Raw genomic sequence first — 12965 nt, 5'->3', positions numbered from 1 at the left:
GCAGCCGGTCGCTCCCGCGGGGGCCGCCAAGGAGAGGTGGTGCATGACCAAGGCGAAACCGCACGTCATCGTAACGCGAAAACTGCCCGATCCGGTGGAGACGCGCATGCGAGAGCTGTTTCGCGCTGACCTCAATCTGGATGACCGACCGCTGTCGCAAGCGGAGCTGGTGGAGGCGTTGCGCACTGCGGACGTGCTCGTGCCGACGGTCACAGATCGGTTGGACGCCGCAGCGCTTTCCCAAGCCGGACCGAATTTGAAGCTCATCGCCAATTTCGGCAACGGCATCGACAACATCGATATCGGGGCCGCCTATGAGCGCGGCATCACCGTCACCAACACGCCGAACGTTCTGACGGGTGACACCGCCGATATGACCATGGCGCTCATCCTCGCCGTCCCACGGCGGCTGGCGGAGGGAGCCCAGATTCTACCGAACGGCCTGCCCTGGCCCGGCTGGTCGCCGACCTGGATGCTCGGTCACCGCATCTGGGGAAAACGGCTCGGCATCGTCGGTATGGGACGGATCGGCACGGCGGTCGCGCGCCGCGCCCAGGCCTTCGGCCTGTCGATCCACTATCACAACCGCCGGCCGGTCGATCCGAAGACCGAGGAAGAGCTGGAAGCGACCTATTGGGATTCGCTCGACCAGATGCTGGCGCGCATGGACATCATCTCCGTCAATTGCCCGCACACGCCGGCCACTTTCCACCTTCTTTCCCGCCGGCGCCTCAAGCTGATGCGCCCGGATGCCTATCTGGTGAACACCGCGCGCGGTGAGGTTATCGACGAGGCGGCGTTGATCGAATGCCTGGAGACGAACTCTCTTGCCGGCGCCGGTCTCGACGTTTTCGAGGGTGAGCCCGCAATCGATCCGAAGCTCATCAAGCTCGCCCAGGAGGGCAAGGCGGTGCTCCTGCCGCATATGGGCTCGGCCACGATCGAAGGCCGTATCGAGATGGGCGAAAAGGTGATCATCAACATCCGCACCTGGATGGATGGGCACAAACCGCCGGACAGGGTGTTGCCGCTCTCGGTCTAGGTTTGCCCGACAGGCCGGCTTTCCGGATCGGCGCCGCTCAGCTCTTGCGGCGCTTGTAGGCGATCGTCTCGAAGCGCTGCGAAAGGGCGTCGTAGAGGAGAAGCCGTCCGATCAGAGGCTCGCCGAAGCCTGCCGCGAGTTTCATGACTTCAAGCGCCTGGATCGACCCGATGATGCCGGTGAGCGCGCCCAGAATTCCCGCTTCCGCGCAGCTCGGCACGAGCCCTTCAGGCGGCGGCTTCGGAAAGAGATCGCGGTAACGCGGATTGTCGTCCCTGAAGGGCAAAAGCGTTGTCACCGACCCGTCGAAGCGGCCGACCGCCCCCGACACCAGCGGCTTTCTGGCCGCCTCGCAGATGTCCGGAAGAAGGAAGCGCGTAGCGGAATTGTCGGAACCATCGACGACGATGTCGTAACCGGCGACGAGATCGGAGGCGTTGTCCTCTGTCAGACGCGTCCTGTGCGTGTCGACGGCGACATGCGGGTTGATGCGGGAGAGCGCTCTTTGTGCGCTCTCCACCTTCGCCATGCCGAGCTCGGTGCTCGCATGAATGATCTGCCGCTGCAGATTGGAGAGCGAGACGACGTCGTCATCGACGAGGCCGAGCCGGCCGATGCCAGCGGCCGCAAGATAAAGGGCGACGGGTGAGCCGAGCCCACCCGCCCCGACGATGAGAACGCGCGTGCGCTTGAAGCGCTTTTGGCCGGGGCCTCCGACCTCGGGCAGGACGATATGGCGGGCGTAGCGCTCGATTTCTTCTGCGCTGAGATCCGGTTCCGCCGAATGGCGCGCGCCGTCGGGAGAGGGCGTCTCCGACATCGGATCAGGACGTACCAGGCTGCGGACCCGAATAGCCTTCCACGATCACGAGCTCCGCGTCCGCCACGGCCACCCGGTGCTCGCGTGCGGCCTGGTATTCGGGCGAATGGTAGCAGGCGAGCGCATCGTCGACGGAGGCAAATTCGATGACCACATTGCGGGCGCGCGAATTTCCTTCCAGCGAATGCATCGGGCCGCCACGGACCAGAAACTTGCCCTTGAAGCGGGCAAAGGCAGGAGCGGCGCCGGCGACATATTCCTTGTAGCGCTCGGGGTCGCGCACATCGACGCGGGCGATCCAATAGCCCTTCGGCATTCTTCCCTCCTTCAGCAATTCGCTTCGATTTCGTCCACAATCGCCTGTGCTGCGGCTTTCGGATCGGCGGCCTTGACCACCGGTCTGGCAACGACGAGGTAATCGGCGCCGGCCCGCAGGGCGTCGCCCGGTGTCATCACGCGTTTCTGGTCGTCGCTCGTCGCGGATGTCGGGCGCACGCCGGGGGTCACGATCAGCATGTCGGGACCGAGAAGAGCACGCATCGCCTCAGCCTCGAGCGGCGAACAGACGATGCCGTCGATGCCGCTCGCGCGCGCCTGCGCGGCACGGCGGCGAACGAGTTCGCCTGCATTCTCCGCATAACCCGCCTCATCGAGATCGGCGTCATCCATGGAGGTGAGAACGGTGACGGCGAGAAGCCCGAGATCAGCGTCAGCTCTTGCGGCGGCGGCCGCGCGCATCGCCTTCGGATAGGCGTGAACGGTGGTGAGCGTCGCCCCGAGCCGGGCAAGATTGGCGATGCCTCCCGCGACCGTATTGTCGATGTCGAGAAGCTTCATATCGAGAAAGACGCGCTTTCCCTCCGCCCGAAGCGGCTCGATGAGGCCGAGTCCGCCCGCAAAGACCAGCTCCATCCCGATCTTGTAGAACGTCACCGTATCGCCGAGCGTCTCGACCATGGCGCGGGCGGTGGCAAGGTCGGGAAGGTCGAGGCCGACGATCAGCCGATCGCGCGCGTTGCGCGGGCGAATATCGCGGCTTGCCGCAGAATCCTTGGTCTCAAGCATCGTCACAATTTCCTCAGCGCCACTTCGTTCACCGAATGGTCGCCCGCCTTGCCGATGATGAGATCGGCCCGCGGCCGTGTCGGGCGGATGTTCTCGTCGAGATTGACGAGGTTGATGCGCTCCCAGAGACCCTCGGCGACGCGGCGTGCTTCGTCGTCTTCGATATTGGCGTAGCGGTGAAAATACGACCTCGGATCGGTAAACCGCGTTCCCTTGAGGCTCATGAAGCGGTCGATATACCAGCGCCGGATGACGTCATCTTCCGCGTCGATATAGATGGAAAAATTGAAGAAGTCGGAGACGAAGGGGACTTCCTTTCCGTCCCGCGGCAGATCCCGCGTCTGCAGGACGTTGAGGCCTTCGAAGATCAGAATGTCCGGCTGATCGACGATCAAAGTCTCGCCCGGCACGATATCGTAGGTGAGGTGGGAGTAGACAGGGGCTCTGACCTTGCGCTTGCCGGCCTTGATGTCGGAGAGAAAGCGCAAAAGCGTTGCAACGTCGTAGCTCTCGGGAAAGCCCTTGCGCTCCATCATGCCTTCCTTCGCCAGAACCGCGTTCGGATAGAGAAAGCCGTCGGTGGTGACGAGGGAAACGCGCGGATGGCCCGGCCAGCGCGCCATCAGTTCCGTCAGGATGCGCGCCGTGGTCGATTTGCCGACGGCCACGGAGCCGGCAATGCCGATGATGAACGGCATCTTGCCTTCTTTTGCGCCGAGGAATTTCGAGCGCACGGCATAAAGCTTGTCCTTGGCTTCGACGTGGAAGGACAGAAGCCGCGACAAGGGCAGATAGATCGCCTCCGCCTCGCTGATCGAGATCGGGTCGTTCATCGACTTGAGCGCATGCACCTCTTCCGCCGACAATGTCATCGGCGTGTCGGCACGCAGTTTCGACCATTCCTCGACGCTGAAATACCGATAGGGCGAGAGCGAGCTTGGGGACACTTGATCCATCAGCTCTTCCAATTGGCGGAGGCCGGGCGGGAGCGCTTTTCCTCAAGGCCGCTTTGGCCGGTGCGCTGCGCAAGTTCCGCTTTCACCTCGTCGAAGGAGACACCGGCTGCGTGAAGCAGAACGAGAAGGTGATAGAGAACGTCCGCCGCCTCTTTGGTGAGGCCCTCTTTGTCTTCTGAGACGGCGGCGATCGCCGCCTCGACGGCTTCTTCGCCGAGCTTCTGGGCGCATTTCGCGACGCCTTTGCCGACGAGCCTGGCGGTATAGGAATTGTCGTCGCCAGAGGCGGCGCGCTCGCCGATCGTGGCGGCGAGCTCTTCCAGCGTAAAATCGGTCATGACATGCCCATCCGGGCTTTCTCCTGCGGAAGCGTGCGCATGGGAATGCCCGCGCGCGCCATATGGGCCTTGGCTTCTGCGATGCTATAGGTGCCGAAATGGAAGATCGACGCCGCGAGCACCGCCGTTGCATGGCCGTCGCGGATGCCTTCCACCAGGTGATCGAGCGTGCCGACACCGCCGGAGGCGATGACCGGAACCCGGACCGCATCGGCGACCGCTCGCGTCAAAGCGAGATCGAAACCGGTCTTCGTGCCGTCGCGGTCCATGGAGGTCAGAAGGATCTCGCCTGCGCCCAGAGACACGACTTCGCGGGCAAATTCGACGGCGTCGATGCCGGTCGGCTTGCGGCCGCCATGGGTGAAGATCTCCCAGCGGCCTGGAGCCACCGTCTTGGCGTCGATGGCGACGACGATGCATTGATCCCCGAACTTGTCGGCGGCCCGGCCGACGAAGCTCGGATCATTGACGGCTGCGGTGTTGACGGAAACCTTGTCGGCGCCGGCGAGGAGAAGCTGGCGGACATCGTCCACGGTTCTCACGCCCCCGCCCACGGTGACCGGCATGAAACATTGCTCCGCCGTTTTGGCGACCACGTCGAGGAGCGTGTCGCGCTCCTCGTGGCTTGCCGTGATGTCGAGGAAGCAAAGCTCGTCGGCGCCGGCCGCGTCGTAAGCCTTGGCGGCTTCCACCGGATCTCCGGCATCGATGAGATCTACGAAATTGACGCCTTTGACGACACGGCCGTCCTTGACGTCGAGACACGGGATGACACGAGCTTTGAGCAAGGAGTGCTCCGAAGGCTTTTCAGCTTCAGCGCGGATGCGCAACGGCGGCCCTTATAGCGGCGGCATCCAGTGCGTTACAACAAGCCATCGCGGATGGATCTTCTGAAGAAGACGAAGATTCGCATCTCGCTGACTTGCTGACCAATCGCTTCTCCTGCGGTTAGGAAACCGCAGCGCCCCGTTCGCGGGGCTGAACGGGATTTTGGCCGCCGCGCTCCTCCGCATCTTTGCGGGCAAGGCTCGCCGCAGCTTCCGCCGATGCCGGCCGACCGAGATAGTAGCCCTGCAGGAAATCGCAGCCGATCTCCTCGAGGAAATCGAGCTGTTCGGACGTTTCGACGCCTTCCGCCGTCACGACCAGCCCGAGCGAATGGCCGAGCACGACGATCGAGCGGACGATCGCCGCCGCTCCATCTCCTTCCGATTCCATCGCGCGCAGGAAGGATTGATCGATCTTCACCTTATCGACCGGGAGCTTCCAGAGATAAGCGAGCGAGGAGAAACCCGTGCCGAAATCGTCGAGCGCCAGTTTCACGCCGAGTTCGCGGAGCTGGCTCAGCTGTTGAACGGCGTCGAGCGAATCGATCAACAAAACGCCTTCGGTAATCTCCAGCTCGAGCTTTTCGGGGGGAAGTTCGCTCTTGGCGAGAGCCTGACGCACGACCTCCACGATGTTGCGGGCATCGAACTGCACCGGCGATAGGTTCACTGCGACTTTGTATCCCTCGGGCCAGGTCTTTGCCTCCTCGCAGGCCTTGTTGATCGCCAGGCGGCCGATGCGGTGGATGAGGCCCAGTTGCTCGGCAAGCGGGATGAACCGCGCCGGCGAGACGAAACCGCCCTCCCCGTTCGGCATGCGCAGCAGCGCTTCGAACCCGGTGAGCGCATGGTCTTTTGCCGTGAAGATCGGCTGATAATAGAGTTCGAACCGTTCGTGCTCCACGGCGGCCCGCAGCACGGTTTCGAGATCCCGTCCCGCTTCGAGCTCCGCACCCATGCGCCGATCGAAGATCGTGAGCCGGTCGCCGCCCTTCGCGCGCGATCGGCACATGGCGACATTGGCGCGCGACAACGGGCTGCCGGGATGCTCGCCCTTCTCGGCGAGCGTGAGGCCGGCGCTCCCCGTGAGATTGACCACATGGCCATCGGCCACGAAGCCCCGCCGGATGAGCTTCAGGGCGCGTTCGGCAAGGCGCGCGCCCTCCTTCAAATCGTTGACGTTGAGGGCGAAAGCGAATTCCGTACCGCTGACGCGGCCGACGATCGCCTCGGGCTCGGCGAGGCTTTTCAGTCTCTCCGCCGCTTCCAGGAGAATGTAGTCGCTTCGCTCCGGTCCGAAAGCGGCGTTGACGGCGCCGAAGCGATCGATCCCGAGCGAGACGACCACGACGGGCTTTGCCTTGGCGAGAAGCTCACGCTTGAGGGCGATGAAGCCGCTGCGATTGAGAAGGCCCGTCAGGCCGTCATGCTCAGCCGCGTACGCCGCCCGCGCGTCGGCCCGGCGCTTGGCGTTGTAGCGCTGGACGAAGCCGAAGACCGGAACACCCGAGGCGATCAGAATGATGATGGACAGAAGGATGGCGCTGCGGGCGACGGTGGTCTCAATGGCCTCGAACTCTTCCGTCTGGTCGACATAGATTTCAGCGATGGCGATGGTTTTGCCGTCCTGGCGCAAAGGCACATAGGCTTCCGAATAATAGGCGGGGCGCTCGGGCGGTGTGCCATGTGCGACTTCGATCCGTATCGCGCCTTCCTCCGCCGCCGCCGCGGCTTCGGGATTGTGCTGCGCCAAAGATGCCTTGTCGGCTGCCGAAAGCTCGTGATCGTCGAGGATCATACGGAGCCTGCCGTTCGGCCCGAAAAGCTTGACGCGAAAGACCCCGGCCGCCTCTCGCATTTCCTGGAGGGTCGCAAGGGTTTCCGGAGACGGCTCGGCCCCCGCCGCAATCTCCTCCAGATCGGCGATGCTGGCGGTCATATACTTCGCCCAGGCCGACGACGTGGTGGCTGCGTTGAGCTGCAGGCCGCGTTCGATCGTATCCGACCCGACCCAGATCGCCGCGGCAATCGCCACGACGGGCAGGATCAGGAGAACGGAACCAGGCAGGAAACCGCGGCCAGATGACATCCCGGCAACCTTACATTGCGCAGACAAAAATGTCATATGCGCAGGCTGTATTCGCCTCAAATTACTGATCTGGAGTGGTGAACGAAACGCTACGTCTCAGGCTGTGCTGAGGAGTTGGAGTGCTGCCTGAGGGTCGATACGCCCATCGTAAAGCGCCCGGCCGGTGATGGCGCCTTCAAGGCTCGCCGCATCGGGCATGGTGAGGCGCACGATATCGGCCATCGAAGCGAGACCGCCGGAGGCGATGACCGGAATCGAGACATGTTCGGCAAGTGCGATCGTCGCCTCCCAATTGATCCCGGCGAGAAGGCCGTCGCGGTCGATGTCGGTATAGATGATGGCCGCAACGCCGGCGTCTTCGAAGCTCTTGGCGAGGTCCTGCGCCTCCATGTCAGAGGTTTCCGCCCAGCCTTCCACCGCAACTTTTCCGTCGCGCGCATCGATGCCGACGGCGATGCGGCCCGGATGTCGCCCTGCTGCGTCCTTCACCAAGTCTGGATTGCGTAGAGCCGCTGTGCCCAAAATCACCCGCGTGACGCCCTTTTCGAGCCAGGCCTCGATCTGCGCCATGGAACGGATGCCGCCGCCGAGCTCCACCTTGAGACGGTCGCCGGTGGCCGCCAGCACCGCTTCGACGGCGGCGCCGTTACGGCTTTCGCCGGCGAAGGCTCCATCGAGATCGACCATGTGCAGCCAGGTGAAACCCATATCGGCGAAGGCGCGTGCCTGCGCCGCAGGATCGGCGTTGTAGGTCGTCGCCTCGCCCATCTCGCCGCGCTTCAGGCGCACGCATTCGCCGCTCTTCAGGTCGATCGCGGGAAATAGGATCATTGCGGCCTCACGGGCGCCAGTTGAGGAAATTGGCGATCAGCGCCAGGCCGAGCGCCTGGCTCTTTTCGGGGTGAAACTGCGTGCCGGCGATGTTGTCGCGACCGATCATCGCCGTGACCGGGCCGCCGTAATCGGCCGTCGCCAGCACATGTTCAGGAACGGCCGCGACGACGTGATAGGAATGGACGAAATAGGCGTCGAGTGCCTCGTCGATGCCGGCGAGAAGCGGATGGGAATGGCGCCCGACGAGCTCGTTCCAGCCCATATGCGGGATCTTGAGTTCGGGATCTTTCGGGCTGATCTCGACCACGTCGCCCGGAATCCAGCCAAAGCCCGCCGTTGTTTCCTTCTCAAGCCCTCGTGTCGCCATCAGCTGGCAGCCGACGCATATGCCGAGAAAAGGGCGGCCGACCTTCATGACGGTCTCGTCAAGCGCGGCCACCATTCCAGGAACGCCGTCGAGCCCGCGGCGGCAATCGGCAAAAGCGCCGACGCCCGGCAGAACGATGTGGTCGGCGCGCCGCACGACCTCCGGATCGGAGGTGACGGCGACCTCTCCGGCATAGCCGCTTTCGCGCGCTGACCGCTGAAACGCCTTGGCGGCCGAGCGCAGATTGCCCGAGCCGTAATCGATAATCGCAACGCTCATCCGCCCCTCTCCGGAAAGAGCCCCATCACCTCCGGCGTGTCGCGATCGCCGGCGGCCGACCAGGGACGCCCGCGCGGGCGCGCCGGCGCAACTTCGGGAACGACCGACCGCGAGGCCATCGGCCTCGGCGCGGCGAATTCGTCTTCCCGCCGGCCGAAGAAGCGTATCGCAGCCTCGTCCTCGGAGCGGCCGGAGGCCGCTCCGGCCTCCCGCCAGCCGCGGCGCGACAGGGACCAGCGGCGGAGATTGTTGGCCTCGAGCGCGAAGAGGATCGCAAAGAGAAGGCCGCACCATTGCGCCGCCGTTTCCCCGAAGCGGAAGCCGAGTGCCGCAACGGCCCCGCTTGCCACGAGGTAGAGCAGGAGCGGCAGCCACATGCGCCGGTAGAGAAGCCACAGGAACGGGATGAAAAGCGCCGGCCAGTTCATCCCGTCCTTGATGAAGACGGCGCGCAGGGCCTCATCGACGCCCTCTTTTTCGGGCGGCAGATGCACCGTGTAATGGGTCGTCCTGGAAAACATGCTCAAGCCGTCAGCGTGCCCTTGGTGGAGGGAATCTCGTCGGCCGTGCGCGGATCGAGCGCAAGCGCCTGTCGCAGCACGCGTGCCACCGCCTTGAAGCAGGTCTCGGCGACATGGTGGGCGTTCTCGCCGTAAAGGTTCTCGATATGGAGCGTGATGCGGGCGTTCTGGGCAAACGCCTGGAAGAACTCCTTGAACAGCTCCGTGTCGAAATCGCCCACCTTGTGGCGCACAAAGCCGACGCGCCAGACGAGATAGGGACGGCCCGACACGTCGACCGCGGCACGCGTCAGGGTCTCGTCCATGGCGAGATCGAGCGAGGCGTAGCGGGTGATGCCGCGACGATCGCCGAGCGCGCGGTCGAGCGCCTGGCCGAGTGCGATGCCGACGTCTTCGACCGTGTGGTGCTGGTCGATGTGGAGATCGCCGTCGGCCTTCAGCTTCAGGTCGATCAGGGAGTGGCGCGAGAGCTGCTCCAGCATGTGATCGAAGAATCCGATGCCTGTTTCGACATCGTAGCGGCCGCCGCCATCGACATTGATGGCGAGGCTGATCTTGGTTTCGCTGGTGTCGCGGCTCAGCTCGGCCTTGCGCATCACGGCTCTCCTTCGCCGCCCGTCTTACCAGCGGGCGGCACCATTGCAAATGCGCTGTGCGCACCCGACATGCCGCAGCGCGTTTGCAGGCCGGCCGCGCATGCCTAAATAGGGGCCAACCTGCACGAAAAGAGGGGGTGCCGGTCGAGGCCTCCACGGCTCACCCGCATCCGCTGACAAGGAGCAATCAGTGACAGAATTCGATCCCGCCGCCCCCTGGCACGGCACGACCATCGTGACCGTCCGCAAGGGCGACAAAGTCGTGATCGCAGGCGACGGCCAGGTGACCATGGGTCAGACCGTGATGAAGGCCAATGCCCGTAAGGTCCGCCCGCTCGCCAAAGGTGATGTGATCGCCGGTTTTGCCGGTGCGACCGCGGATGCCTTCACGCTTCTGGAGCGGCTTGAAGCCAAGCTCGAACAATATCCGGGCCAACTCATGCGCGCCTGCGTGGAGCTCGCCAAGGACTGGCGCACGGACCGCTATTTGCGGCGCCTGGAGGCGATGATGATCGTCGCCGACAAGCAGACGACGCTGGTTCTGACCGGCACCGGCGACGTGCTGGAGCCGCAGGAAGGCGTGGCCGCCATCGGATCTGGCGGCAATTACGCTCTCGCCGCGGCGCGTGCTCTCGGCGATTCCGATCTCGATGCGGAGGATATTGCCCGCCGTGCCATGCAGATCGCAGCCGAAATCTGCGTCTACACCAATCACAACATCATCGTCGAAAGCCTCACGGCGGAGACCGCCTCATGACCACTTTTTCCCCCCGCGAGACCGTTTCGGAGCTCGACCGCTACATCATCGGCCAGAAGGAGGCGAAGCGCGCCGTCGCCATCGCCCTTCGCAACCGCTGGCGCCGCCAGCAGCTGGAAGGCCCGCTGCGCGAAGAGGTCCTGCCGAAAAACATCCTGATGATCGGCCCGACCGGTGTCGGCAAGACGGAGATTTCCCGCCGCCTCGCCAAGCTCGTCAACGCGCCCTTCATCAAGGTCGAGGCGACGAAATTCACCGAGGTCGGCTATGTCGGCCGCGACGTCGAACAGATCATCCGTGATCTCGTCGAGGCCGGCATCGCCATGGTGCGCGAGATGAAGCGCAAGGAAGTGCAGGCGAAGGCGCATCTGCAGGCGGAAGAGCGGGTTCTTGACGCGCTCGTCGGCCAGCATGCGAGCCCGACGACCCGTGACAGCTTCCGCCACAAGTTGCGCGAGGGCCTGCTCGACGACAAGGAGATCGAGATCGAGGTTCGCGACGTCTCCAATCCGATGGGTGGTTTCGAGGTGCCGGGCATGCCGGGTGCCTCGGTCGGCGTCATGAATGTCGGCGAGATGCTCGGCAAGGCCTTCGGCCAGGGCCGCACCAAGACGCGCAAGACGCTCGTCAAGGATTCCTACGATCTCCTGATTGCCGAGGAATCCGACAACCTCCTCGACGACGACCAGATCGTCCAGGAAGCCATCCGGGCGGTCGAAGACGACGGCATCGTCTTCCTCGACGAGATCGACAAGATCTGCGCTCGCGATGGGCGTGCCGGCGGCGATGTCTCCCGCGAGGGCGTGCAGCGCGATTTGTTGCCGCTCGTCGAAGGCACGACGGTTGCGACCAAGCACGGGCCGGTGAAGACCGACCACATCCTCTTCGTGGCCTCGGGCGCCTTCCATGTGTCGAAGCCGTCGGACCTCCTGCCGGAGCTGCAGGGCCGCCTGCCGATCCGGGTGGAGCTCAGGGCGCTGACGGAGGAGGATTTCCGCCGCATCCTGACGGAGACGGAAGCGAGCCTCGTGAAGCAATACGTGGCCCTTCTTTCGACCGAAGGTGTGACGCTGGAATTCACCGACGACGCCATCGACGCGATCGCGCGGCTCGGTGTGGAGATCAATTCCAGCGTGGAGAATATCGGCGCACGGCGGCTGCAGACCGTGATGGAGCGGATCCTCGACGAGATCTCGTTCACCGCGCCCGATCGGCATGGCGAGACGGTCACGATCGACGCCGCCTATGTGGAGGAACATGTCGGCGATCTGGCGCGAAACGCCGATCTCAGCCGCTTCATTCTCTAGGCTTTTGTCCTGAGCTTCGCACCGGCCGGCCGGACGAGGCTTCAGGTTGCAATACGAGCGGGGCACGACATCAGGCGTGCCCCGTTTTTTAGTCAGTCGATCGACTGATATTATAATTGGCTGAATAAAAAGCGTTTATCTGCTTGAGATGGTCAGGCAGAGACGCCAGCTAACAACCGCTGCTGTTCTGCGAGGCTCTGCAGTGAGGCCTGGGGCCTCGCGCCGAGATGGGAAATGATCTCGCCGGCTGCGAGCGAGCCGAGCTCCGCGCAGCGGCCGAGCGGTGCGTTGCGGGCGAGACCGAAGAGGAAGCCGGAGGCGAAGAGATCGCCGGCGCCGGTCTTGTCGAGGATCGTCTCGACCTCGGGTGCCGGGACGTTGATGCGTTCGCCTCCACGCACCACGAGCGAGCCTTCCGCGCCGAGCGTGACCGCGGCGAGCCCGACATCCGCCGCGAGCGATTCGATACCAGTCGCAAGGTCGCTCGTCTCGTAGAGAGCCAGAACTTCATGGTTGTTGGCGAAGACGACGTCGACGACACCGCTGCGCATCAGCTCCAGAAATTCCGACCGGAAGCGATCGACGCAGAAGGAATCCGACAAGGTGAGCGCCACCTTGCGTCCGGCGCCATGGGCGATCTCGGAGGCGGTGCGGAACGCTTCCTTCGCTTTCGGCGGATCCCAGAGATAGCCTTCGAGATAGGTGATTTCCGCAGCTTCCACCGTCGCCTTGTCGATGTCTGCCGAGGTGAGCTCCTGGCAGGCACCGAGATAAGTGTTCATGGTGCGCTCTGAATCCGGCGTGATCAGAATGAGGCAGCGCGCCGTCGGCGCTCCTTCCGCCAGCGGCTTCGCCGGGAAGGCGATACCGACCGATTGCATGTCGTGACGGTAGAAATGGCCGAGCTCGTCGTCCGCGACCTTGCCGATGAAGGCTGCCGAACCGCCCAGAGAGGCGACACCTGCCGCCGTATTGCCGGCGCAGCCACCGGAGATGAGCTGGCCCGGCCCCATCGTGTCGTAAAGCGTCTCGGCGCGATCGGCCTCGATCAGATGCATGGAGCCTTTGACGAGTTTCTCGCTGACGAGAAAAGCATCGTCCGCCTGTGCCAGCACATCGACGATGGCATTGCCGATCGCCAGGACATCGTATTTCCGTTCGGCCATT

At 64.0% G+C, this 12965-nt stretch carries 15 protein-coding genes; 3 read left to right on the top strand and 12 right to left on the bottom strand.

From position 1 onward, the window contains the following. Positions 1–43 precede the first annotated feature (43 nt). On the top strand, positions 44–1042 hold the full coding sequence (locus BLP76_RS09510) for a 2-hydroxyacid dehydrogenase (protein WP_092811954.1): 999 nt from the start codon (positions 44–46) through the stop codon (positions 1040–1042). Between the two features lie 37 nt (positions 1043–1079). Here BLP76_RS09510 and BLP76_RS09505 read toward each other — a convergent pair whose 3' ends face one another. From BLP76_RS09505 to hisB, 11 genes are all read right to left on the bottom strand, one after another. After that, entirely contained in the window at positions 1080–1862 is a 783-nt protein-coding gene (locus tag BLP76_RS09505) for a molybdopterin-synthase adenylyltransferase MoeB (protein WP_092811952.1), read from the bottom strand. Positions 1863–1866: 4 nt separating this feature from the next. Continuing rightward, positions 1867–2178 carry a DUF1330 domain-containing protein gene (locus BLP76_RS09500; protein WP_092811950.1) on the bottom strand — a complete coding sequence of 104 codons (312 nt, stop codon included), beginning with the start codon at positions 2176–2178 and terminating at the stop codon, positions 1867–1869. An 11-nt stretch (positions 2179–2189) separates the two neighbouring features. Next, the gene (gene pyrF, locus BLP76_RS09495; protein ID WP_092811948.1) at positions 2190–2927 is read right to left on the bottom strand and encodes an orotidine-5'-phosphate decarboxylase; all 738 of its coding nucleotides are present in this window, start codon (positions 2925–2927) and stop codon (positions 2190–2192) included. Positions 2928–2929: 2 nt separating this feature from the next. Continuing rightward, positions 2930–3895 carry a type I pantothenate kinase gene (gene coaA / locus BLP76_RS09490; RefSeq protein WP_092811946.1) on the bottom strand — a complete coding sequence of 322 codons (966 nt, stop codon included), beginning with the start codon at positions 3893–3895 and terminating at the stop codon, positions 2930–2932. Then, positions 3883–4221, bottom strand: a complete 339-nt coding sequence (locus BLP76_RS09485; protein ID WP_092811944.1) for a phosphoribosyl-ATP diphosphatase — start codon at positions 4219–4221, stop codon at positions 3883–3885. Before BLP76_RS09485 ends, coaA begins: the two co-directional genes overlap by 13 nt. Further along, positions 4218–5009: an imidazole glycerol phosphate synthase subunit HisF gene (gene hisF / locus BLP76_RS09480; RefSeq protein WP_092811942.1), complete on the bottom strand. Its 792-nt coding sequence runs from the start codon at positions 5007–5009 to the stop codon at positions 4218–4220. Before hisF ends, BLP76_RS09485 begins: the two co-directional genes overlap by 4 nt. Before the next feature lie 160 nt (positions 5010–5169). Continuing rightward, the gene (locus BLP76_RS09475; RefSeq protein ID WP_170130555.1) at positions 5170–7137 is read right to left on the bottom strand and encodes a putative bifunctional diguanylate cyclase/phosphodiesterase; all 1968 of its coding nucleotides are present in this window, start codon (positions 7135–7137) and stop codon (positions 5170–5172) included. A gap of 96 nt (positions 7138–7233) precedes the next feature. After that, positions 7234–7968 carry a 1-(5-phosphoribosyl)-5-[(5-phosphoribosylamino)methylideneamino]imidazole-4-carboxamide isomerase gene (gene hisA / locus BLP76_RS09470; protein ID WP_092811938.1) on the bottom strand — a complete coding sequence of 245 codons (735 nt, stop codon included), beginning with the start codon at positions 7966–7968 and terminating at the stop codon, positions 7234–7236. Positions 7969–7975: 7 nt separating this feature from the next. Continuing rightward, on the bottom strand, positions 7976–8617 hold the full coding sequence (gene hisH, locus BLP76_RS09465; protein ID WP_092811936.1) for an imidazole glycerol phosphate synthase subunit HisH: 642 nt from the start codon (positions 8615–8617) through the stop codon (positions 7976–7978). Beyond that, on the bottom strand, positions 8614–9138 hold the full coding sequence (locus BLP76_RS09460) for a DUF2628 domain-containing protein (protein WP_092811934.1): 525 nt from the start codon (positions 9136–9138) through the stop codon (positions 8614–8616). Before BLP76_RS09460 ends, hisH begins: the two co-directional genes overlap by 4 nt. 2 nt (positions 9139–9140) lie before the next feature. Next, positions 9141–9734 carry an imidazoleglycerol-phosphate dehydratase HisB gene (hisB, locus tag BLP76_RS09455; RefSeq protein ID WP_092811932.1) on the bottom strand — a complete coding sequence of 198 codons (594 nt, stop codon included), beginning with the start codon at positions 9732–9734 and terminating at the stop codon, positions 9141–9143. 190 nt (positions 9735–9924) lie between these two features. Here hisB and hslV point away from each other — a divergent pair, with 190 nt between their 5' ends. Together hslV and hslU are read left to right on the top strand one after the other, a co-directional pair. Then, complete coding sequence (gene hslV, locus BLP76_RS09450) at positions 9925–10491, top strand: ATP-dependent protease subunit HslV (protein WP_092811930.1); 567 nt, start codon at positions 9925–9927, stop codon at positions 10489–10491. Next, positions 10488–11798, top strand: coding sequence for an ATP-dependent protease ATPase subunit HslU (gene hslU, locus BLP76_RS09445; protein WP_092811928.1), 1311 nt, complete (start codon positions 10488–10490; stop codon positions 11796–11798). Before hslV ends, hslU begins: the two co-directional genes overlap by 4 nt. Positions 11799–11950: 152 nt before the next feature. Here the strand turns inward: hslU and BLP76_RS09440 are convergent, their stop codons facing one another. After that, on the bottom strand, positions 11951–12964 hold the full coding sequence (locus BLP76_RS09440) for an adenosine kinase (RefSeq protein ID WP_092811926.1): 1014 nt from the start codon (positions 12962–12964) through the stop codon (positions 11951–11953). Position 12965: the final 1 nt, after the last annotated feature.

Source organism: Afifella marina DSM 2698, assembly GCF_900102695.1.
GTDB classification, from domain to species: domain Bacteria; phylum Pseudomonadota; class Alphaproteobacteria; order Rhizobiales; family Afifellaceae; genus Afifella; species Afifella marina.
This window is presented reverse-complemented; position numbering and strand designations above follow the sequence as displayed.